General features: G+C 76.8%; 13 protein-coding genes and 2 pseudogenes. 4 read left to right on the top strand and 11 right to left on the bottom strand.

All coding sequences use genetic code 11. The features are described 5' to 3' along the window. The first annotated feature begins 47 nt into the window (after window positions 1–47). Window positions 48–869 carry a ThiF family adenylyltransferase gene (locus H488_RS36080; protein ID WP_190274507.1) on the top strand — a complete coding sequence of 274 codons (822 nt, stop codon included), beginning with the start codon at window positions 48–50 and terminating at the stop codon, window positions 867–869. Here H488_RS36080 and H488_RS27790 read toward each other — a convergent pair. Next, entirely contained in the window at window positions 860–2,692 is a 1,833-nt protein-coding gene (locus tag H488_RS27790; RefSeq protein WP_017833443.1) for an ATP-dependent helicase, read from the bottom strand. The two genes, H488_RS36080 and H488_RS27790, sit on opposite strands and share 10 nt — an antisense overlap. Further along, the gene (gene nudC / locus H488_RS27785) at window positions 2,686–3,771 is read right to left on the bottom strand and encodes an NAD(+) diphosphatase (protein ID WP_109222180.1); all 1,086 of its coding nucleotides are present in this window, start codon (window positions 3,769–3,771) and stop codon (window positions 2,686–2,688) included. Before nudC ends, H488_RS27790 begins: the two co-directional genes overlap by 7 nt. 103 nt (window positions 3,772–3,874) lie before the next feature. Here nudC and H488_RS0118380 point away from each other — a divergent pair, with 103 nt between their 5' ends. Then, entirely contained in the window at window positions 3,875–5,053 is a 1,179-nt protein-coding gene (locus tag H488_RS0118380; RefSeq protein WP_172604371.1) for a phosphotransferase, read from the top strand. On the opposite strand, the gene H488_RS27780 is transcribed toward H488_RS0118380, so the two are convergent. After that, a complete protein-coding gene (locus H488_RS27780; protein WP_017833440.1) occupies window positions 5,029–8,517 on the bottom strand; it encodes an ATP-dependent helicase in 3,489 nt (1,162 codons plus the stop codon). The genes H488_RS0118380 and H488_RS27780 overlap by 25 nt on opposite strands. 59 nt (window positions 8,518–8,576) lie before the next feature. Then, window positions 8,577–12,011, bottom strand: a complete 3,435-nt coding sequence (locus H488_RS27775) for an ATP-dependent helicase (protein WP_017833439.1) — start codon at window positions 12,009–12,011, stop codon at window positions 8,577–8,579. Window positions 12,012–12,273: 262 nt separating this feature from the next. Here H488_RS27775 and H488_RS37970 point away from each other — a divergent pair. Both H488_RS37970 and H488_RS0118375 read left to right on the top strand, forming a co-directional pair. Continuing rightward, window positions 12,274–12,552 (top strand): annotated as a pseudogene (locus H488_RS37970) (3'-5' exonuclease); the annotation flags it as partial. A gap of 112 nt (window positions 12,553–12,664) precedes the next feature. Further along, the gene (locus tag H488_RS0118375) at window positions 12,665–13,126 is read left to right on the top strand and encodes an exonuclease domain-containing protein (RefSeq protein WP_081615759.1); all 462 of its coding nucleotides are present in this window, start codon (window positions 12,665–12,667) and stop codon (window positions 13,124–13,126) included. Window positions 13,127–13,169: 43 nt separating this feature from the next. On the opposite strand, the gene hemL is transcribed toward H488_RS0118375, so the two are convergent. From hemL to hemG, 7 genes and pseudogenes are all read right to left on the bottom strand, one after another. Further along, window positions 13,170–14,486 (bottom strand): glutamate-1-semialdehyde 2,1-aminomutase, encoded by a 1,317-nt coding sequence (gene hemL / locus H488_RS27770; protein WP_017833438.1) that lies wholly within the window; start codon window positions 14,484–14,486, stop codon window positions 13,170–13,172. 52 nt (window positions 14,487–14,538) lie between these two features. Beyond that, window positions 14,539–15,537: a porphobilinogen synthase gene (gene hemB / locus H488_RS37965; protein ID WP_031283009.1), complete on the bottom strand. Its 999-nt coding sequence runs from the start codon at window positions 15,535–15,537 to the stop codon at window positions 14,539–14,541. Window positions 15,538–15,717: 180 nt separating this feature from the next. Further along, a pseudogene (locus H488_RS37960) lies at window positions 15,718–16,524 on the bottom strand (uroporphyrinogen-III synthase); the annotation flags it as partial. Between the two features lie 107 nt (window positions 16,525–16,631). Next, complete coding sequence (gene hemC / locus H488_RS27760) at window positions 16,632–17,591, bottom strand: hydroxymethylbilane synthase (RefSeq protein WP_017833436.1); 960 nt, start codon at window positions 17,589–17,591, stop codon at window positions 16,632–16,634. Beyond that, entirely contained in the window at window positions 17,582–18,790 is a 1,209-nt protein-coding gene (locus H488_RS27755; RefSeq protein ID WP_020380580.1) for a ferrochelatase, read from the bottom strand. The genes hemC and H488_RS27755 overlap by 10 nt, the downstream gene beginning before the upstream one ends. Beyond that, window positions 18,787–19,539, bottom strand: a complete 753-nt coding sequence (gene hemQ / locus H488_RS27750; protein ID WP_017833434.1) for a hydrogen peroxide-dependent heme synthase — start codon at window positions 19,537–19,539, stop codon at window positions 18,787–18,789. Before hemQ ends, H488_RS27755 begins: the two co-directional genes overlap by 4 nt. Before the next feature lie 3 nt (window positions 19,540–19,542). Beyond that, complete coding sequence (hemG, locus tag H488_RS27745; protein WP_441295100.1) at window positions 19,543–21,024, bottom strand: protoporphyrinogen oxidase; 1,482 nt, start codon at window positions 21,022–21,024, stop codon at window positions 19,543–19,545. Window positions 21,025–21,080 lie beyond the last annotated feature (56 nt).

Below are 21,080 nucleotides of genomic sequence, written 5' to 3'. Positions count from 1 at the left end.
CGGGCGAGAGTGACGACGTCCCGCCCGCGCGTCCCGGAAGGCGTCCCGTGCCCACCACTCCGTTCCCCGGCCCTCCTCAGGGTTCCCCGCACGACCCGGACCTGCGCCTGTCCTGTCTCGAGCGGCCCCGTCCGGACGAGGTGCACGTCCTGCTCCTGGGCCTGGACGGTCTCGCGGCGGCGCTGGCCGTGCGCCTGCTGCGCTGCGGCGTGCTCGGGCTCAACGTCAGCGACACCGCGCCCGTCGCGGCCGCCGACCTCGGGACCGGCGCGTACCGGCCCGCGGACGTCGGCCGGTCCCGCGAGGCGGCCCTGCGCCGGCGGCTGCGCGAGCTCGACCCCCGGTGCGCCCCCGTCAGCGCGCCGGAGCTGTTCCCCGGGGCGCTGCTGCCGGGCACGGTCGTGGTGCACAGCTCCGGGCGGCCCGCCCCGGACGGCCGGCTCCCGCCCGGAGCGGTGGAACCGGAGGCGTGGGCGGGGATCGACCCCCGCCACCCGGTGGTGTCGCTGCACCACGCCGACGGGGTCCTGCTGCGCTGGCCCACCGTGCCCTGGGCGCACCGGCCCTGCCCGGACTGCGTGCGGGCGACGCTCGAGCACACGCAGCCCCGCACGGCGCCGCACGGCACCGCCGCCGTCCTCGCGGCGTGGGCGGGCGCGGCCCACGCGGAGGCCGTCGCGGTCCGCCTGGCCGTCGAGGTGCTCGCGGTGGCCCTGGACTCGCTGTGCGGCGCCGGGGCCGAGGGGCACGGGCACCGGGAGCAGGGCGGCGCGGGACGCGCCGCCCTCTACGCCCCGCCGTGGCCGGACGCGGTGTCCTGGCCGGAGCCGGACCGGAGCCGGTGCCTGTGCGGGCTCGATCAGGCGTGAGCGCGGGCGCCGCCCGGGCGGGACCGGCGCGGGGCCGGGCGGTCTCCGCCGGTCTCCCGCAGGGCGTCGAGGAAGCGTGAGGGCTTGCGCGTGGGCCGGCCGCCCGGGGTGCGGGACAGGGTCCAGGACAGCACGAGGTGCTCCCGGGCGCGGGTGATGCCCACGTAGAGCAGCCGGCGCTCCTCGTCGATCTCGTCGGCGGTCTCGGCGAAGCCGATCGGCATGAGCCCTTCGCTGAGGCCCGCCAGGAACACGGCGTCCCACTCGAGGCCCTTCGCCGAGTGCAGGGACGCCAGGGTCACCCCGTTCATCACGGGGGCGTCCTGCTGGGCCATGCGCCGCTCGAGCTCCGCGGCGAAGTCGGGGAGCACGAACTGCTCCTCGCGGGCGGCGGCCTCCGCGGCCATCCGGTCCGCGAGGGAGACCAGCGCGGCCAGCGACTCCCACCGCTCGCGCACCGCGCCCGTGGAGCGCGGCGCGCGGTCCGAGTAGCCCAGCGAGGAGAGGATGTCGCGCACCAGGCGCGTGGGCTCGTCCGAGGCCTCGGCGGCCCGCGCCGCCGTGCGCAGCTGCACCACGGCCTGCTTGACCTCCGGCCGGTTGAAGAACCGCTCCGTGCCGCGCAGCTGGAAGCCGATGCCCGCCTCCGCGAGCGCGGTCTCGAAGGCCTGCGACTGCCCGTTGGTGCGGAAGAGGACGGCGATCTCGGACGCGGGCACACCGTCGTCGACCAGGTCCCGGATGCGCGCCGCGGTCCCCGCCGCCTCGGCCTCGTCGTCCGCGTACTCGTTCCAGGACGGGGGCGGCCCGTCCGGGCGCTGCGCCACGAGGCGCAGCGGCGTGGCCCAGGCGCCGGGGGTCGAGCCCCGCGCCGGCCGGCGGGCCGCGAGCAGACGGTTGGCGGTCTCCACGACCTGCGGGGTGGAGCGGTAGTCGCGCACGAGCTCGATCACCCGCGCCTGCGGGTGCCGGGCCGGGAACTCGAGCAGGTGCCGGGAGGTGGCCCCGGTGAAGGAGTAGATCGTCTGGGAGGCGTCGCCCACCACGCAGACGTCGTCCCGGCCCCCGAGCCAGGCGTCGAGGAGACGCTGCTGCAGCGGGGAGACGTCCTGGTACTCGTCGACCACGAAGTGCCGGTACTGCTCGCGCACGGTCGCGGCGACGCGCTCGTCCTCCTCGAGCACGGCCACCGTGAGCAGCAGGACGTCCTCGAAGTCGATCAGGTGCCGGTCGGTCTTGAGCTCCTCGTAGGACTGGTACAGGCGCTGGACCGTGCGCACGTCGTAGTTCAGCGGCATCTCCCGCCCGGCCGCCCGCGTCGGATAGGTGTCGGGGGTCAGCATCGAGACCTTGGCCCACTCGATCTCGGCGGCGAGGTCCCGCACGGCCGCGCGGTCCGTGGACAGGCGCATGTTCTGCGCGGCCTCGGTGATGAGCCGCGCCTTGTGCTCCACGAGCCCGGGCAGGGGCCCGCCCACGGCCTGGGGCCAGAAGTACTGCAGCTGGCGCAGGGCCGCGGCGTGGAACGTGCGCGTCTGCACCCCGGCGGCCCCAAGCTCGCGCAGCCGGTTGCGCATCTCGTTGGCGGCGCGGGCGGTGAACGTCAGGGCCAGGACCTTCTGCGGGGTGTAGACGCCCGTGGCGATGCCGTAGGCGATCCGGTGGGTGATGGCCCGGGTCTTGCCCGTGCCGGCGCCCGCGAGCACGCACACGGGTCCGCGCAGCGTGGTCGCGACCTCCCGCTGCTCGGGGTCCAGGCCGGCGAGGATGCGCTCCTCGAGGGTCGACTCCACGTCCGTGCCGGTCTCGCTGCTGGTCACCACGCGGTCTCCGGCAGGTCCTCGCCGAGCCAGTGCGCGATGAGCGCGTGCGCGATCGAGACCCGCCCGGGCAGGGTCACGGACCCGGTGCGCGCCGCCTCCCGCAGCTGAGCCCGCGTGAACCAGCGCAGCTCCAGGATCTCCTGGCCGTCCGGGACGGCCGCGCCGGAGCGCACCACGGCGCGGCAGCCGAGCATCAGGGAGCGCGGGAACGGCCAGGGCTGGGAGCCCAGGTACTGCACGTCCCCCACGGTCAGGCCCGCCTCCTCGGCGACCTCGCGGACCACGGCCTGCTCCAGGGACTCCCCCGGCTCCACGAACCCGGCGAGGGTCGAGAACCGGTTGCCCTTCCAGAGCGCGGAGCGGCCGAGCAGCAGCCGCTCCCGGTCGGGGTCGGGGTCGCCGTCACTGACCGCCACGATGATCGCGGGGTCGGTGCGCGGGAAGTGCAGCGACTCGTCGTTGGGGCACCGCCGGGCCCAGCCGGACCGGATCACCTCGGTGGGCTCCCCGCACTGCGGGCACCGGGGGTGATCCCGGTGCCACAGTCCCACGGACTGGGCGGTGACGAGCAGCGAGGTGTCCCCGGTCGGGAGCACCGGGCCGAGCTCCCGCAGGCTGGCCCAGCGCAGCTCCTCCCCGCCCCGGCCGGAGGCGAACGCGGTGACGGCCGCCACGAGGGGCTCGGGCACCGCGAAGGGCTCCGCCGCGGCGTCCTCGCCCCCGGGCTCGGGGGCGGCGACGGCGCGCAGCAGGACGCGGGGGCCGGGGGCCCCATGGGCGCCGGGCAGCCGGCCCAGGTAGACCTCCGGCCGGCGCGGGTCGTGGGGCACGGCCGGGAGCTCGGCCGCGGGCACCAGGACCAGGGCGTCCCCGGCCACGGGGGCGAGACCGCCCGCGAGCACGAGCACGAGCGTGGTGGGGTCCTGCGCGGCGAGCACGCGCACGTCGTGGAGCTCACGGTCGACGGCGTCGCGGTCGAAGGCCGTCGCCGCGAACGGCAGGCGGGCCGGCGAGAGACGCTCGGGGGCGGGCACGGGGCGGGAGCCGGAAACGGGCTCGGAAGGGGTGGAGGCGGGCACGTCCCCCACTGTAGCGACCCGGGCGGACCACGGGTCCGGCGGGTGGGGACGGGGACGGCCGCCGGACCTCTTGCAGGGCCGGGCCTCTTGTAGGGTGGACGGCGTGAGCACGTCCCTCGAGCACCTGGCCGCCGTCGCCGCCGCAGGCGTCCCCGGACTCGCACCCGTGGCCGTGGGGCCCTCCCCCGACGACGACGCCGACTTCCGCTCCGCCGTGGTCCTCGACGCCTCCGGCCGGCGCTGGCGGGTGCGTTCCCCGCTGAGCCCCGAGGCGAGCGTCCGCCTGGAGACCGAGCACCTCGTGCTCCGCTCCTTCACCCCCGCCGTCCGGTCGCGTCTCCCGTTCCTGGTCCCCACCGCCGCCGGCTCCGTGGCGCACGGGGACCTGCACGCCTTCGTGCACTCCCACATCGAGGGCGCCCCGCTGGACATCGACGCGCTCGCCCGCATGGCCGCCGAGCCGGACCCCGAGCACCACCGGCACGTGCCGAGCGCCGAGCCGCCCCCGACGCTCACCGTGCAGCTCGGGCGGCTCCTGGCAGCGATCCATGCCCTGCCGACCGCGCTGGTCCTGGACGCCGATCTGCCCGGCTACACCGCCGAGCAGTGCCGGCAGCGGCGCCGCACGGAGCTGCGCCGGGCCGCCGACACGCGGCGCGTGCCGGCCGCGCTGCTGCACCGGTGGGAGCAGGTCCTGGAGGACCGTGCCGTGTGGCGGTTCCGGCCGCGCGTGGTCCACGGCGACCTGCAGGAGGACGACCTCGTGATCTCCCGCGGACGGGTGCGCGGGGTGACCGGGTGGACCGACCTGCACGTGGGGGATCCCGCCGAGGACTTCGCGTGGCTCTTCGCGGCGCGCGACGCCCGCCTCGCCGAGGGGGTGCTCGAGGCCTACGCCGCGGCCTGCCGCCGCACGTCCTTCCAGGCGCCCGACGGGGCACCGGACCCGCACCTGCTGGACCGGGCCCGGCTGGACGCCGAGCTCGCCCTGGCGCAGTGGCTCGTGCGCGGCGTGGACCGCGGCGCGCAGGACCTGGTGGCCGACGCGGAGCAGATGCTCGCCACGCTCGAGCAGGACGTCGCCCGGCGCCCCGAGCCGGTCGCGGCCGCCCCGGAGACCGCGCCGGCGGCCCCGGGGCAGGACGACGCCTCCCAGGACGCGGCCCCGGACCGCGCGCCCGGGGACACCGCCCCGGCCGGCGGCCCCGAGGCCCCCTCCGGCCGGACGCCGCCGACGGGACCGGGCGGCGGCCCCGCTCAGGGGCGCAGCACCACGTCGTAGGCCTCCCGGACCACCGCCTCGAGCTCCTCGGCCCCGGACAGGTCGTGCGGACGGACGACCCGGTCCTCGGCCACGTAGTAGAACGCGGCGGTGACCTCCTCGAGCGGGACGGCCCGCAGCCGGGACCACGCGAGCCGGTACACGGCCAGCTGCGCCGACCGCTCCTGCAGCTCCCGGCCGGAGGGTGCCCGCCCGGTCTTCCAGTCGACCAGTTCCCACGTGCCGTCGCCGTTGCGGAAGACGGCGTCCACCCGGCCGCGGACCGTGACCCCGGCGATCGGGGTCTCGAGGGGGAACTCCACGGCGTACGGCTGGCGGTCGGCCCACGGGCTGGAGCGGAACGTCGCCGCGAGCTCGGGGAGGTCGTAGGCCGCGTCGACGTAGTCGTCGGCGGTCCCGGGCAGCTCCCCGACGTCGAAGATCGCGGAGCTGCCGTAGTACTGCTCGATCCAGGCGTGGAAGGTGGTGCCGCGCCGCGCCGCGGTGCCGGGCCGGCGCGGCATGGGCCGGCGCAGGCCCGACACGACCTCGAGCGGATCGCGCGCGAGCGCCACCAGGGTCGAGGCCGAGACGTGGGACGGCATGGGGACGGTCCGCTCGGCCCGGCCGTCCTCGTGCCGGGCGAGCAGGATCTTCGCCTCCTCGGACCACCGGCGCGGGTCCGGCGCGAGCCCGTCCCGCTCCGCGACGCCGAGCAGGTCCTCGACGTCGAGGTCCGCGGTGTCCTCGAAGCCGCGCTCCCGCACCGCGCGGGCGGCCCGCTCGAGCACGGCCCGGCGGCCCCGGTGCGGGGGCGGGCTCACGCGCACGGCGCTGTGCCCGTACTCGTCCGTCACGGTCTCGGTGACCTCGGGGCCCTCCAGCGGGTCGTACGGCCAGGGGGCGCTCAGCACGGTGGCGGCGGCCGGGTTGCGGCCCCCCTCCGGGACCTCGGCCCAGGGGCCCGGGCGGACGGACGGCTCGGGGCCCTCGGTGAGCGGTGCCAGCTCCGCGACGAACACGGAGGGCTCCTGGCCCTTCGCGGCCGTGCCCCGGAACACGGTGCAGGACAGTTCCAGGACCTCGCGGGCCCGGGTCACGGCCACGTAGGCGAGACGGCGCTCCTCGTCCTCGGCGTGCTGGGCGGCGAGCTCCAGGAACTCCGTGTGGGACTCCTCGAGGGCCTTGAGGTCGCTCGTGTCCACGGCCCACTGCGGCAGGAACCGGGCGTCACCGCGCAGCGGCCAGGCCAGGGTCCCGGTGTCGAGGGTCCAGCGGGAGGGCCGGTCGGTCGGGAAGTTCCCGGCGTTGAGTCCCGGGACGTAGACGTGGTCCCACTCGAGGCCCTTGGAGGCGTGGACCGTGACGAGCTGGACGGCGTCGTGCCGCGTGCGGTCGGGGCCGGGCTCGAGCCCGTTCTCCTCCGCCAGGGTGACGTCGAGCCACGCGAGGAACGCCGAGACGTCGCTGCTCGCGGAGAACGCGGTGAAGGACTGCGCGGCCTCGTGGAACGCGTCCAGGTTGCGCCGCGCCTGGTGGACGGGGCGGTGGGGGTGCGCGGCGACCTCGACGTCGAGGCCGAGCACCGTCTCCACCTCGTGCAGCAGGCTCGGCAGGTCGTCGGAGAGGAAGGAGCGCAGGTGGTCCAGCTCCGTCCGCAGCCGGATCAGGCGCTCCCGCGCGGTCTCGGACAGGGTGCGGGCGTGCGCGGACATCCAGCCCGGCCACGGGAGGGTCTCCAGGGCCTCGATCAGCGACGCGTGGTCGGAGAGGTCGGGCTCGACGAGGGCGTCCTCCTGGGCCTCCTCCGCGGTGACCGGGCTCTCGAGGTCCTCGGCCCGGCCCGCCTGCGCGGCCTCCGTGCGGCGGCGTTCCAGGTGGGACGCCCAGTCGGCGAGGGCCATGAGATCCCGGGTCCCGATCCGCCAGCGGGCCCCCGCGAGCAGCCGCACGAGCGCGTCCGAGCGGCCGGGGTCGTCCAGCACCCGGAGGGTCGCGACGACGTCGGAGACCTCCGGCGTGCTGAGCAGCCCGCCCAGGCCCACGACCTCGTAGGGGATGCCGCGGGCGGCGAGCTCCCGGCGCACGGGCTCGATCTGGGAGCGCTTGCGGCAGAGCACCGCCATGGTGGGCATCTGCTCCTCCGGGTCGCCGCGGTGCTGCTCCCGGCGCTCCCGGACGCGCTCCGCGAGCGCGACGGCCTCCTCGACGTCGGTCGCGTACCGGCTGATCCGCACCCGGCCGGTGCCCGCCCCGGGACGCGGGGTGAGCTCGGGGACGGCGAGGGAGGACGTGCTGCGCGCCCACGCCGGCAGGGTCCGCAGGGGCGCGGCGATGGTGTTGGCGACGTCCAGGATGCTCGCGTCGTTGCGCCACGCCGTGGTGAGGAAGCTGGGCTCCCCGTCCTGGCCGGGCGCGACCGGGAAGGAGTCGTAGAAGCCGAAGAGCTGCCCGGAGGAGGCCCCGCGGAAGCCGTAGATCGACTGCTGGGGGTCGCCCACGGCCATCACGGAGTGCCCCTGCCCGAAGAGCGCGGCGAAGAGCCGCAGCTGGGCGTGCGAGGTGTCCTGGAACTCGTCGAGCAGCACCACCCGGTGTCGCTCCCGCTCGGTCCGGCGGGCTGCCGGGTCCTGCTCCGCGAGCCGGGCGGCGGCGGAGAGGAGGTCGCCGAAGTCCATGGCCTGGGCCTCGCGCTTGCGCCGGGCGAAGTCGGCCACGAGCTCGGCGAGGACCCACGCGGTGCGCTGGTTGTCCTCGACCTTCTTCAGCTGGGCGCCCAGGGTCTTCTTCCGGCGCCCCGGCGGTGTCGTGGCCAGCGCGCCGAGCAGCTCGGCCGCGAAGCGCTCCACGTCCGCCGGGTCCACGAGGTGCTCCGCGCACGCCGAGGCGAGGTCGAGGACGGCGGCGACCATGGTCGACTTCGCGGGCATGGTCTCGAGCAGCTCCCCGGTCCAGGCCTCCACGGTCTGCGCGGCGAGCTGCCACGTCCGGGCCTGGCCCAGCAGCGTGGTGTCCGGCTCGATCCCGATCCGCAGCCCGTAGTTGCGCACGAGCGTGTTGGCGTAGGAGTGGTAGGTGCTGACCGTGGGGTCCTGGGGAGCGGCCGGGAGGTCATCCTCCTCGGCGTGGGCCGGAGCGACGAGCCCCTGGGCGCGCAGCCGGGCGAGCCGGGAGCGCATGCGCTCCCCCAGCTCGCCGGCGGCCTTGCGGGTGAAGGTCACGCCGAGGACCTGGTCCGGGGCGACGACCCCGTTGGCCACGAGCCAGACCACCCGGTCGACCATGGTCGCGGTCTTGCCCGAGCCCGCGCCCGCGACCACCAGCCGGGGGGTGAGCGGGGCCGAGATCACGGCCGACTGCTGGGCCGTGGGGAGGTTGCCGCCGAGCAGCTCGGCCAGCTCCTCGGGACTGTACCGGGGCTCGACGCCGCCGTAGGGGTGCTCGGCGGCGTCGAGCCGGGTGCGGTCGTCGGGGGCGTCGGCCATGGGCGCTGTCGTCTCCTGCTGTCCGGGTGGGACGGGGCCGGGATCCGTCCGAACGGTCCTCACGGTTCGCTCACCTGCCGCCCCTCGGCGCACAGCGGGCAGATCTGCGGCAGCTTGCACCCGTGCCCGTTGAAGGCGCCCTCGGCCTGGTCGTGGCGGGCGGTGAACCGTTCCCCGGCCACGAGCTCCGCGGCCCGGGTGATCAGGTCCCGCGCCCACGTGGCGTCCGGGTCGAGGGGGTCCTGCTGCTGCACGGAGGGGGACTTGGCCCGGGTGCCGAGCTGGACGAGCAGGGCGCCGCCGGAGAGCTCCGTCACGGTGCCGCCGGGCAGCTCGAGGACGGTCTCGTCCTGACCCGCGACCATGGCTGTGCCCGCTCCCGCCGTGAGCGCCACCTGGTAGGCCGCGAGCTGCGGGTGCTCGGCGATCTTCGCCCCGGCGGGCTGGTTCCGGCCGGTCTTGAGGTCGACGACGACGTAGCGGCCCTGCTCGTCGAGCTCCAGGCGGTCCACGCGGCCCCGGAGCAGGGCGTCGCGCGCCCGCCCCTGGACGAGCACGCTGAACGCCCCCTCCACGGAGGCCAGCCGGCGGCCGTGCTTGCTGCGGGCGTCCAGGACGTACTGGGCGAACTTGCGCAGCATCTGCCGGGCCCGTTCGAGCTGGACCGCGGACTCCCAGGTCTCCGGCAGCCCCAGCGTGGGCCAGCGGCGCTCGAGCTCGGCGACGAGCTCGGTGCCCGACGCCTCCGGCAGCTCCTCGGCGATGGCGTGCACGAGTGAGCCGAGGCTGCGGCTGAGGTCGGTCGCGGCCTCGGCCCGCGAGGCGGCCACGAACCAGTCGAGCGGGGACCGGTGGATGGTCTCGATCCGGGACGGGGAGACGGGCACGGGGACCCCGTCGTCGAAGACGGGCGCCGTGCTGGAGAGCTCCGCGGCGCCCCACCAGGTGTCGGGGTGGGCGCCGGGCACCGGGCGCGGGGAGGAGGAGATGCGGTGGAGCAGCCGGGCCGCGGCCTCCGAGCGCACGGGGTCCTCCTCGTGCAGCTGGACCCACTGCCGCAGCTCGGCCACGAGGGCGCGCAGGGTCATGGGCCGGGGGGCGTCCACCACGGCCCGGGCGCCGTCCCCGGGCCGCGAGCCCGGGGGGTCGACGAGGTCGAGGAACTCCGAGGGCTGCTCGTCCTCGCCGGAGGCCGCCGTGACCACGAGCGTGCCGCAGCTGCGGGAGACGGCGGCGGAGAAGGAGCGCAGCTCGTCGTGGCGGACCTCGCGCATGCGGGTGACCGGGGTGACCCGCGCGGCCTGGTCGACGCCGAGGTCGAGCGCGTCCGTGAGCAGGTCCGCGCCGAGCAGCTGCCCGCGCAGGCGGGTGTTGGGCCACACGCCCTCCTGCACGCCGGCGACGAAGACCACCGGCCACTGCCGGCCCGCGGCGGTGGCGGGCGTCATGATCTCGACCGTCTCGTCGGTCGGGGCGCGGGCGGCCAGGGTGTCCATGGGCAGCTCCTGGTTGTCGATGTAGTCCAGGAACTGGGCGGGGCCGGCCCCGGGAAGGTGGTCCACGTAACGCTCGGCGGACTCGAACAGGCCCACCACGGCGTCGAGGTCGCGGTCGGCCCGCTCCCCCGCCGGGCCGCCCTCCAGTGCCCGGCGCCGCCAGGACTCGGCGACCCCGGCCGCCTCCCACAGCGCCCACAGGACGGTCTCGGCCGTGGCGCCCTCCTCCCGGAGGGCACGGGTCCCGGCCGCGAGCATCCGGGCGATCCGGCGGGCCGGCACGGAGCGCACGCCGGCGGCGTCGAGCGCCCCGGGGGCCACGAGGGCCTCCACGAGCAGGTCGTCGCTAGTGCGCCGCCCCCCCGCGGCGAGCTCCTCCGCCCGGAGCCGCTGGCGGAGCCGGCGGACGTCCATCGGGGAGGCGTTGCCGATCCGCGAGGAGAGCAGGTCGACGGCCGCCTGGACCGTGAGGGCGCCGAAGTGCGCGTCCTCCTCGCGGTCCGCGGCCGCCGCGGCGGCCTCGGTCACGATGCGCAGGGCACCCAGCAGCGGGCGCACCGCGGGCTCGTCGCGCACCGGCGTCTCCGCGGCGGAGGTGCTGACGGGCACCCCGAGGGCGGAGAGCTGGCGCTCGAGCCCCTCCAGGTAGCGGCCGTTGCGCACGACCACGGCCATGTCCGCCAGCGGGACGCCGTGCACCAGGTGGCGCTCCAGGACCTGGTGCGCGATCCAGCGGGCCTCGTGCAGCGGCGAGGAGAGCACCACCGTGGTGACCTCTCCGGGCGCCGCGCGGTCTCCGGTGCCGTCCACCGCGACGTCGGCCGGCGCGGTCGCGGTGTCCGCGCCGTGGCCCGTGTCCGCAGCGCCCGGGGCGCTCCCGGCGGGCCGGAGGGCGCGGGGGTGCCGGGCCCCGGCCACGGCGGGGATCCGCTCCGCCACGCGCTGCCACACCTCCGCGACGGCCCCGGGCATCCGCCGGCTCGTGCCCAGGGGGTGCCGCCGCAGGGGGCGCGCGGGCTCGGCGAGCCGGTCCTCGAGGGTGCGCAGCAGGTCCGGGCGGGCCCCGCGGAAGCCCTGGACCACGGTGTCCGTGCAGGCGGTCAGCACGGTGTCCCGTCCCCGGCACAGCACGGCGAGCAGCCGGTGGATCGAGGGCGTCGCCTCGTGCAGGTCGTCGACGAGCACGAGGTCGAGGCGCTCCTGCTCGGCCCGCAGGAACTCCGGCTGCTCCTCGAGGACCCGCGCGGCCTCCGTGACGAGGGCCGCCGGGTCGTAGGACTCCGGCATCCGCAGCCGGCGCACGGCCTGGTACTCGGCCTGCATCGTGGCGGCCGCCGCCCAGTCCGGGCGCTCCAGGCGCCGGGCGAGGCGGCGGAGGTCGTCGGGGGCGAGGTCGTACTCGGACATGCGGTCGAAGAGCTCGCGCACCTCCTGCCGGAAGCCGCGGGTGGCGAGCGCCTCCCGGAGGTCCGGGGGCCACACGACGGGGGCCCCGAAGCCGGCGGCGTGCCCGGCCATGAGCTCGCCGATCAGCACGTCCTGCTCCGGGCCGGACAGCAGCTTGGGTCCGTGCGCGACGCCCGGGAGCAGTCCCTGGTTCTGGGCCCGCCGGAGCAGGTCGAAGGCGTAGGACTGCCAGGCCCGCACGGGCGGGGAGCTCATGGTGGCCGAGACCGCGGCCGTGAGGTCGTCCCGCAGCCGGGCCGCCGAGAGCCGGGACGGCGTGAGCACGAGCAGCCGGTCCGGGTCCAGGCCCCCGCCGATCCGGCGGGCCGCCAGCTCCACGAGCACCCGGGTCCGCCCGGTCCCGGGGCCGCCGAGCACGAGCCGGGGGCCGCACCCGGCCGGGAGCCCGGCGATCTCCTCCTGCTCGGGGTTCGGCCGCCACGGGGCGCGCTCCGGCGCGGAGCCGTGCGGCGGCACCAGGGTCCAGCGCACCGGCCCCGCCCCGGGCAGGGCGGAGCTCGTGGCGTGGGTGCTGTCCTCGGTGTGCCGCATGGGTCTCATCTCATCACGGGACTCCGACGGTCTAAGCGCTCCGCGTCCGTGCGTACCCGGACGGTTCCGGACCGGTGCGCACGGAGGCGTCGGCCGGGGCGGCCGCGTCCGTGGCGGGTCGGAGGGGGCCGGTACGGTGGGAGCCATGTCCTCGCCCTCAGGCCCCGCCGGCCCCACCGACCAGCTGCCCCTGTTCGACGCCGCCCCGCTGCGCGCGCCGAGGCCCGCCCCGCCCGCGCCGGACGACGCCGCGGAGCAGGACGTGCTCTTCGACCTCGAGGGGTCCGCGGGCGCCCCGGAGGCGTCCCCCGCGTGGACCGAGGGTCCGCGCGCCTCCTTCGACCTCGAGACGACCGGCCGTGACCCGCACACGGCCCGCATCGTCACGGCGTCCGTCGTGCGCACCGACGCCGCCGGCGCCGTGACGGACGAGTGGGAGTGGCTGGCGGACCCGGGGGTGGAGATCCCCGAGGAGGCGGCCGCCGTGCACGGGGTGAGCACCGAGCGGGCCCGCGCCGAGGGCCGGCCCGCCGCGGAGGTGATCGCGGAGATCGCGGGCGTCCTGGCCGGCCTAGATCGGAAGAGCACACGTCTGAACTCCAGTCACGTCCGCACATCTCGTATGCCGNGCCGAGGGCCGGCCCGCCGCGGAGGTGATCGCGGAGATCGCGGGCGTCCTGGCCGGCCTCTTCGCCGCGGGCACGCCCGTGCTGGTGTTCAACGCCTCCTACGACTTCACGGTCCTCGCCCACGAGGGCCGGCGCCACGGGGTGGAGGTCCCGCAGCCCTTCCCGGTGCTGGACCCCTACGTCCTCAACAAGCAGGTGCACCGGTACCGGCGCGGCAAGCGCACCCTCGGGGCGCTGTGCGAGGAGTACGGGGTCGAGCTCACCGCGGCGCACACCTCGGCGGCGGACTCGGTCGCGACGGAGCGGCTCGCGGTGCTGATGGCCCGCCGCTTCCCCGAGCTGGTGCGCCCGGCGGCCGCGCTGCACGCCGACCAGGTGGGGTGGGCGGCCGAGCAGGCCGCGAGCCTCCAGGAGTACTTCCGCCGGACCCGCCCGGACGCGGTGGTCGACGGCGCGTGGCCGCTCCGCCGCCCCGAGGACGCCTGAGCGCTCCCCGGGACGGCGGCCGGCCGGGCCCCGGCGGCCGGGGTCAGGCGGCCGGCCGGGCCTCGGCGGCCGCGCGCGCCGCGGCCGGCAGGGCGGAGACGATCCGGTCCATCGCGGCGTCGTCGTGCGCGGCGGAGAGGAACCACGCCTCGAACACCGACGGGGGCAGGTAGACGCCCTGGTCGAGCATCGCGTGGAAGAACGCCGGGTAGCGGAACGTCTCCTGCGCCTTGGCCTGCGCGTAGTCGTGCACGCCGGCGGCGGAGGTGCCGAAGGCCACCGAGAACAGGTTGCCGGCCGACTGGATGGAGTGGTCGACCCCGGCCTCGGTCAGCGCCGCGCGCACCGCCTCCTGCAGCTGCGCCGAGCGCCGGTCGACGGTCTGGTAGGCGATCCGGTCCGCGGTGCGCAGGGTCGCCGCGCCCGCGGCCATCGCCACCGGGTTCCCGGACAGGGTCCCGGCCTGGTAGACGGGGCCCAGGGGCGCCAGGTGGTTCATGACCCCGGCCCGCCCGCCCACGCCGGCGACCGGCAGCCCGCCGCCGATGACCTTCCCGAACATGAACAGGTCGGGCTCCCAGCCGTCCTCGCCCGCGGCGGTGAGACCCCAGTAGCCGGCCTCGTGCACGCGGAACCCGGTCAGCACCTCGTCGAAGATCATCAGCGCCCCGTGCTCGCGCGTGAGCCGGCGCAGGCCCGCGTTGAAGCCCTCGCCGGGGGTGACCACACCCATGTTGGCGGGCGCGCCCTCGGTGATGACGGCGGCGATCCGGCCGGGGTGGGCGGCGAAGGCCTCCTCCACGGCGGCGAGGTCGTTGTAGGGCAGCACCAGGGTCTCGGCCGCGGTGGCCGCGGTGACCCCGGCGGAGCCGGGCAGGGCTAGGGTCGCCACGCCGGAGCCCGCCTCGGACAGCAGGGAGTCCACGTGCCCGTGGTAGCACCCGGCGAACTTCACGACGAGGTCCCGGCCGGTCACGCCGCGCGCCAGGCGGATCGCGGTCATGGCCGCCTCGGTCCCGGTCGAGACCATGCGCAGCTCGTCGATCGCGCCGATCCGCTCGACCACGAGCTCGGCCAGCTCGGTCTCCCCGCGGGTCGTGGCCCCGAAGGACAGGCCGCGCTCCACGGCCTCGTGCACGGCCTCGATGACGGCCGGGTGGGAGTGCCCGACGAGGGCGGGCCCCCACGAGCTGACGAGGTCGACGTACTCGCGGCCGTCGACGTCGGTGAGGTACGGGCCCTTGGCCGCGGTGATGAAGGGCGGGGTGCCGCCCACGGACGCGAAGGCCCGCACCGGGGAGTTGACCCCGCCGGGCATGACCTTGCGCGCGCGGTCGAAGAGTTCCTGGGAAACGCTCATGGGTTTGTCTGCTTCCTTCCGCCGGGGGTGCCGGCTCGGGGGACGGTGGGGGTCAGGAGAGGCCGTTCTCCTCGCGGAACCAGTCCGCGAGCTCGACGGCGAAGTAGGTGAGCACGGAGTCGGCGCCCGCGCGGCGGATGGACAGCACGGACTCCTGGATCGCGGCCCGGCGGTCGATCCAGCCGTTGGCGGCGGCGGCCTCGATCATGGCGTACTCGCCGGAGATCTGGTACGCGGAGACGGGCACCGGGGAGACCTCGGCCACGTCGCGGAGGATGTCGAGGTAGCTCATGGCCGGTTTGACCATGACCATGTCGGCGCCCTCGTCCAGGTCCAGCTGCAGCTCGTGCAGCGCCTCCCGGCGGTTGGCGGGGTCCATCTGGTAGCTGCGGCGGTCGCCCTGCAGCTGGGAGTCCACGGCCTCGCGGAACGGGCCGTAGAACGCGGAGGAGTACTTCGCGGAGTAGGCCAGGACGGCGACGTCGGGGTGCCCGGCCTCGTCGAGGGCGGAGCGGATCACGCCGACCTGGCCGTCCATCATGCCGGAGGGCCCGAGCACGTGGGCGCCCGCCTCGGCCTGGGCCACGGCCATCCGGCCGTAGATCTCCAGGGTCGCGTCGTTGTCCACGGTCCCGTCCTCGGCCAGGACGCCGCAGTGCCCGTGGTCGGTGAACTCGTCCAGGCACAGGTCGGCCATGACGACGAGGTCGTCGCCGACCTCGGCGCGCACGGCGCGCAGCGCCCGGTTCAGGATGCCCTCGGGGTCGCACCCGGCGCTGCCCTCGGGGTCCCGCTCGGCGGGCACGCCGAAGATCATGAACCCGCCGAGGCCCTTGGCCACGGCCTCGGCGGCGGCGCGCCGGAGCGAGTCCATGGAGTGCTGGACGACCCCCGGCATGGAGCCGAGCGGGGCGGGCTCGGCGAGGCCCTCGCGGACGAACACGGGCAGGATGAGGTCGGACGGATGGACCCTGGTCTGCGCGGCGAGCCGGCGCACGGCCGGGGTGGTGCGCAGGCGGCGGGGGCGGGACACCAGGTCGTAGCGGGGAATTCGGTGGGTCACGGAGTTCGTCTCCTCGGTCGCAGGGATCGGTGTCGTCGGGATCGGTGTGGTCGGTGCGGCCGGCGGCGGAGCCGCCGGCGTCGGGGTCGGGGCGGGCGCCCCCGCGGCCGCCCGGGAGGCCGCGGGTGCGGTGAGGGCCCGGGCGAGGGCGTCGCGGATCCCCTCCGGGGTGGGCAGGGACGCGGCCACGGACGGCAGGCCGCGCTCGGCGGCGGCGCGTCTCGTCGGCTCGCCGATGGCCACGAGGACGGTGCCGGCCAGGACGTCGGGGTCGTCGCGCACGAGCTCGGCGAGGTGGGACGGCGCCGTGAGCACCACGGCGTCGGCCTCGCCCGCGGCCAGGACCTGCAGCAGGTCGGACCGGTGGAGCTCGGCCACGCGCCCGTCCACGCCGCGATCCGTGTCGTCGTCCGTGCCGTCGACCGCGTCGTCGTCCGTGCCGTCGGCCTCCCCCTGGGCCGCGGCCCGCCGCACGAGGGGCGCGGGCGCCGGCCAGGGCACGGTCTCGTAGGCCGTGGCCGTCAGCACCCCGTACCCCCGCGCGGTCAGACCGGTCTCGAGGGTGGGCCGGGCCCGGGCGGAGAGCGGCAGCAGGACGGTGCCGGGAGCCGGCTCCGGCGGCCAGTCGGCGAGCAGCCCGGCGGCCGAGTGCACCGCGCCGGGCACGAGGTCCGGCCGCAGCCCGGCCGCCGTGAGGGCCGCGGCCGTGGCGTCCCCCACCGCGGCCACGCGCAGGCCGGCCCGCCGGGCCGCCGCGAACCGGTCGCCGAGTGCCGTGCCGGACGGCTCCCCCGCGACCGCGCGCAGGGCCCGGACGGTGGTGACCGAGGTGACCACCAGCCAGGACCCGGCGGCGGCCCCCGGGTCCGCCGCCCGGTCCAGCAGGGCGGCCACGGGACCGGTGTCCCCGGGGAGGGTGGCCTCGAGCAGCGGGGCGAGCCGGACCCGGGCCCCGTGCCCGTGCAGCAGCGCCACGAGCTCCCTGGCCCGGTCGGCGGAACGGGTCACGACGACCCTGGCCCCGCGCAGGGCGGCGGCCGGGTCGGCGGAGCGGTCGGCGGGGCCGGGGTGCGGCACGGGTCTCAGAGCGTCAACCGGGCCAGCCGGCCGGCGCCGTCGGCGAGCAGCTCGTCGCCCAGCCGGTGGCCGAGGGCGCGGGCGTCGTCGACGCCGCGCTCCGCGGTGCGGCCGCTGCGGCGCATGACCCGGCTGCCGTCCGGGTCGGCCACGACGACGTCGAGCACGAGCACGCCGTCCTCGATCCGCGCGAAGGTGCCCACGGGGGCCGCGCAGCCAGCCTCGAGCCGGGTCAGCAGCGCCCGTTCCGCGGTCACGGCCAGGCGGGTCTCCAGGTGGTCCACCGCGGCGAGGGCGGCGGCGAGCGGGGTGTCCCCCGAGGCGTCCTCGGTGCGGCACTCGAGGGCCAGGGCGCCCTGCCCGGGGGCGGGGAGCATGACGGACGGGTCGATCAGCTCGGTGATCGCGTCCTCCAGCCCGAGCCGCCGCAGCCCGGAGGCGGCGAGCACCACGGCGTCGAGGTCGCCGGGGGCCACCCGCCCCAGCCGGGTGCCCACGTTGCCGCGGATGTCGACGATCTCCAGGTCAGGGCGAGCGGCGCGCACCTGCGCCGCTCGCCGCGGGGAGCCGGTGCCGACCTTCGCGCCGGCGGGCAGACCGGCGAGGGTCAGCCCGTCGCGGGCGCACAGCGCGTCCCGGGGGTCCTCCCGCTCCGGCACCGCGGCGACCTCGAGGCCCGGCACGGGAGCGGTGGGCAGGTCCTTGAGGGAGTGCACGGCCAGGTCCACGGATCCCGCCAGCAGCGCGGCCCGCAGGGCCGTGGCGAAGACCCCGGTGCCGCCCATCTGGGACAGGGGCCCGGTCAGGACGTCGCCCTCGGTGCGGATCGTGACGAGCTCCGGCTCCAGCCCGCCCGCCGCCGCGACGGCCCGGGCCGCCGTGGTGGTCTGGGTGAGCGCGAGCCGGGAGCCGCGGGTCCCGACCCGCAGCACCGGGAGCCCCTGCGCCGCGGCCGTCACGACCACCGCACCTCCCCCGCCTCGTCGAGGGCGACCGGGAGGGGCTCGCCCTGGGGGCGCTGCGCGATGGTGGGACGGGGCCCGGTGGCGCCGCGCAGCACCTTGACGCAGCAGTCCGGGGCGCAGTCGTCGAACCACGTGCCCTCGGCGCACGCGGAGAGCCGCGGCGGGGCGGCGCGCCCGGCGACGCGCTGCTCCACGAGGTCCGCGAGCCCGGCCACGAACGCCGGGTGGGTGCCCGCGGTGGGGGTGCGCACGGCCGGGAGGCCGAGCCGTTCGCAGGTCTCCAGGGCCTCCGTGTCGAGGTCCCACTTGACCTCCATGTGGTCGGAGACGAAGCCCAGCGGCACGAGGACCACGCCGGCGACACCGCGCTCGGCGAGCTCCTCGAGGGCGTCGTTGACGTCCGGCTCGAGCCACGGCACCTGCGGCGGCCCGGAGCGGGACTGGTAGACGAGGTCCCAGGTGTGGTCCCCGAGCTCCTCCGGTCCGACGCGCTCGAGCACGGTCCGGGCCACGGCCAGGTGCTGGGCGACGTAGGCGGAGCCCTCCTCGAAGTCCATCCGCGCCGGCCCGGAGGCCTCGGCGTCGGTCGTGGGGATGGAGTGGGTGCAGAACAGGACCGCGATCCTGCCGTCGTCGGCGCCGAGCCGGTCGCGCACCTGCGCGAGGCCCTCCCGGAGGCCCTCGACGAAGGGCTGCACGAAGCCCTCGGAGTCGTAGTACTGGTGGACCTTGTCGACCTGCATCTCGTCCGTGAGGCCCAGCTCCTCGAGCGCCACGCCGTAGTCCTCGCGGTACTGGCGGCAGCCGGAGTAGCTGGAGTAGGCGCTGGTGGCGAGCACCAGGAGCTTGCGCAGCCCGCGCGCGTGGCACTCCCGCACCACGTCCGCCACGTAGGGCGCCCAGTTGCGGTTGGCCCACAGCACGGGCACGCTCAGGCCCCGGCCGAGCAGCTCGGCCTCGAGGGCGGAGCGCAGCGCGCGGTTCTGGGCGTTGATGGGGCTGACGCCGCCGTTGGCCCGGTAGTGGGTGGCGACCTCCTCGAGCCGCTCGTCGGGGATGCCGCGGCCCTTCGTGACGTTGCGCAGGAACGGCAGGACGTCGTCCTGCCCCTCCGGCCCGCCGAAGGACGAGAGGACGACGGCGTCGTAGTGCTCCGGCGCGTGCGCGCGGGCGCGGGACAGGGCGTTCTCGGCGCTCATCGGAGCACCTCCGCGAGCTCCTCGGAGCGGATCCGGCGGCCCGTGTAGAACGGTGTCTCCTCGCGCACGTGCAGCCGGGCCTCCGTGTTGCGGAAGGCCCGCATGACGTCGACGAGGTCGACCAGCTCGGGGGCCTCGAGCGCGAGCAACCACTCGAAGTCGTTGAGCCCGAAGCACGCGATGGTGTTGGCGAGGACCTGGGGGTAGTCGCGCGCCGCCATGCCGTGGTTGCGCAGCATCTCGGCGCGGCGCTGGGCGTTCATGTAGTACCACTCGTAGGAGCGCACGAACGGGTAGACGCAGACCCAGTCCTCGGGGGCGACGCCGCGGGCGAAGGACGGCGAGTGGTTCCGGGTGAACTCGGCGTCCCGGTGCACCCCCATCGCGTTCCAGGCCTGCGCGGTGCCGGCCAGGAGCTCCGTGCGGCGCAGCCGGCGGACCGCCGACTGGAGCGCCTGGGGGTCGTCGCCGTGCAGCCACGTGAGGACGTCGGCGTCCTCGCGCATCCCCGAGACGTCGTAGGCGCCGCGCAGCGTCACGCCCTCGGCCGCCAGCTGCTCGACGACGCCGTCGAACTCGGCGGCCGCGGAGGCGTCGTCGCCGGCCGTGCGGGCCGCGGCGCCGCCGGCGGGGCGGGCGAACACGGACCAGACGGCCCAGTGCAGCTGCTCCGCGCCGCCGTCCTGCGTCGGCTCGGGCGTGGCTGCGGGGTGACCGCCGTGCTCGTGGGGGCTGGTGTCGTGGGACAAGGCTCAGTCCTTTCGTCGGGTGCTGGTCGGTGGGGTGCGTGCCGGTTCGGTGGCGGCCGGCGCGGCGTCGTCCGGGACGCCCGCCTCGGCGAGCAGGGCGCGGACCTGGGCCCGGGTGTCGGCGACAACGGAGGCGAGGCCCGTGCCCGCGAGCCACCCGCCGACCGCGACGGCGTCGGGCAGCGCCGCGAGCGCCCGCCGGAAGTCGGCGACCCGCCGGGCGTGCCCGACGCCGGTGCGGGGCAGCGCGGAGCGCCAGCGCACGATGTCCGCGCCGACGAGCTGGGCGGGCCGCAGGGGCATGCCCATGAGGGTCGAGGCGTCGGAGAGGGCCAGGCGGATGAGCTGGTCGTCGGGCAGGGCCACCTCCGGGGGCACGGCGGTGGCGTCGGGCTGGGCGCGCCCGTAGGAGAGCCGCAGCACGTGCCGACCGGGGCCGGCCGCCTGCCGGACCCAGTCCCACTTGGCGCTCGCGTGGGTGAGGGCCTTGGCGCGCACGCCGCGGGCGTCCTCGCTCACGAGCAGGCCGGTGCCCCGGGGGGCGCCGTCGAGGCGCGGCTCGTCGACCACGAGCGTGGCCAGGGCCACCTGGGGCCCGGCCCCGGGGGCGAACCGCTGGAGCCCCTCCTCGTGGCTGGCGAGGAGCCGGACGGCGGTCGTGCCGTCGGTGGCCATCACGAGCAGCTCCCCGCGCGCCACGGCGGTCTTGTGGCCGAAGCGCGGCTGGCGCTGGATGACCATCCAGCCCTCGCGCCGGGGGTCGCGGTCGAGGGCGATGACGTCGTAGCCGGTGACGAGCTTCACGCCCGCCCGCTCGAGGTCGTGCACGAGGGTCTCGGACAGCGCGTTCATGCCGCCGCGCAGCCCGGCCACGTTTTCGAATCTCTTTTCTGGTCCTGGTCNACGGAGGACACCAAAACCGATTCGAAAACCGTGCTCGCGCAGGGCCCGCCGCAGACCGGGGGCGACGGCGTCGACGTCGAGGTCGTCGGGGTGGGCGGAGTGCACGCCCGTGGCGAACGGCGCGACGAGCCGGTCCAGCACCCGCTCCCCCATCCGCGCCCGGACGAGGCCGCCGAGGGAGCGCTCGGTCATGCCGACGAAGGCCGGCAGCCGGCGGTCGAGGCTCGCGCGCAGCATGCCGGCACGGCCGAGGGCCGCCCGCAGCCGGGGGGCGGTCGGGTCGGCGGGGATGCCCAGGATCCCGGAGTCGGGGGCGGGCACGGCGCCCTCCGGCAGGAACAGCCACGAGCCGGAGCGGTTGGGGTGCACCACGCGCTCGCCGAGGCCGAGCTCGTCCAGGAGGTCGGGGACCGCCCGGGAGCGGGTCGCGAAGGACTCGGCGCCCGAGTCGAGGACGAGGCCCGCCACCTGGTGGGCGCCGACGGCTCCCCCGAGGTGGTCCTCGGCCTCGACCAGGGTGACGCGCAGCCCGCGGGCCGCCAGGTCGCGGGCGGCCACGAGCCCGGAGACGCCGCCGCCCACCACAAGGGCGGATCGGGGCGGGGTCCGGCGGGCGGGCCGGCCGTCCCGCTCCGCGC

This window comes from Kocuria sp. UCD-OTCP (assembly GCF_000349605.1).
Classification (GTDB): domain Bacteria; phylum Actinomycetota; class Actinomycetes; order Actinomycetales; family Micrococcaceae; genus Kocuria; species Kocuria rosea.
This window is presented reverse-complemented; position numbering and strand designations above follow the sequence as displayed.

What these genes read in the sequence shown, in the direction of transcription:
- H488_RS27755 (WP_020380580.1), bottom strand. Translation starts at nt 18,790, where the DNA reads ATGAGCGCCGAGAACGCCCTGTCCCGCGCCCGCGCGCACGCGCCGGAG.
- hemL (WP_017833438.1), bottom strand. Translation starts at nt 14,486, where the DNA reads ATGAGCGTTTCCCAGGAACTCTTCGACCGCGCGCGCAAGGTCATGCCC.
- H488_RS27780 (WP_017833440.1), bottom strand. Translation starts at nt 8,517, where the DNA reads ATGGCCGACGCCCCCGACGACCGCACCCGGCTCGACGCCGCCGAGCAC.
- H488_RS27775 (WP_017833439.1), bottom strand. Translation starts at nt 12,011, where the DNA reads ATGCGGCACACCGAGGACAGCACCCACGCCACGAGCTCCGCCCTGCCC.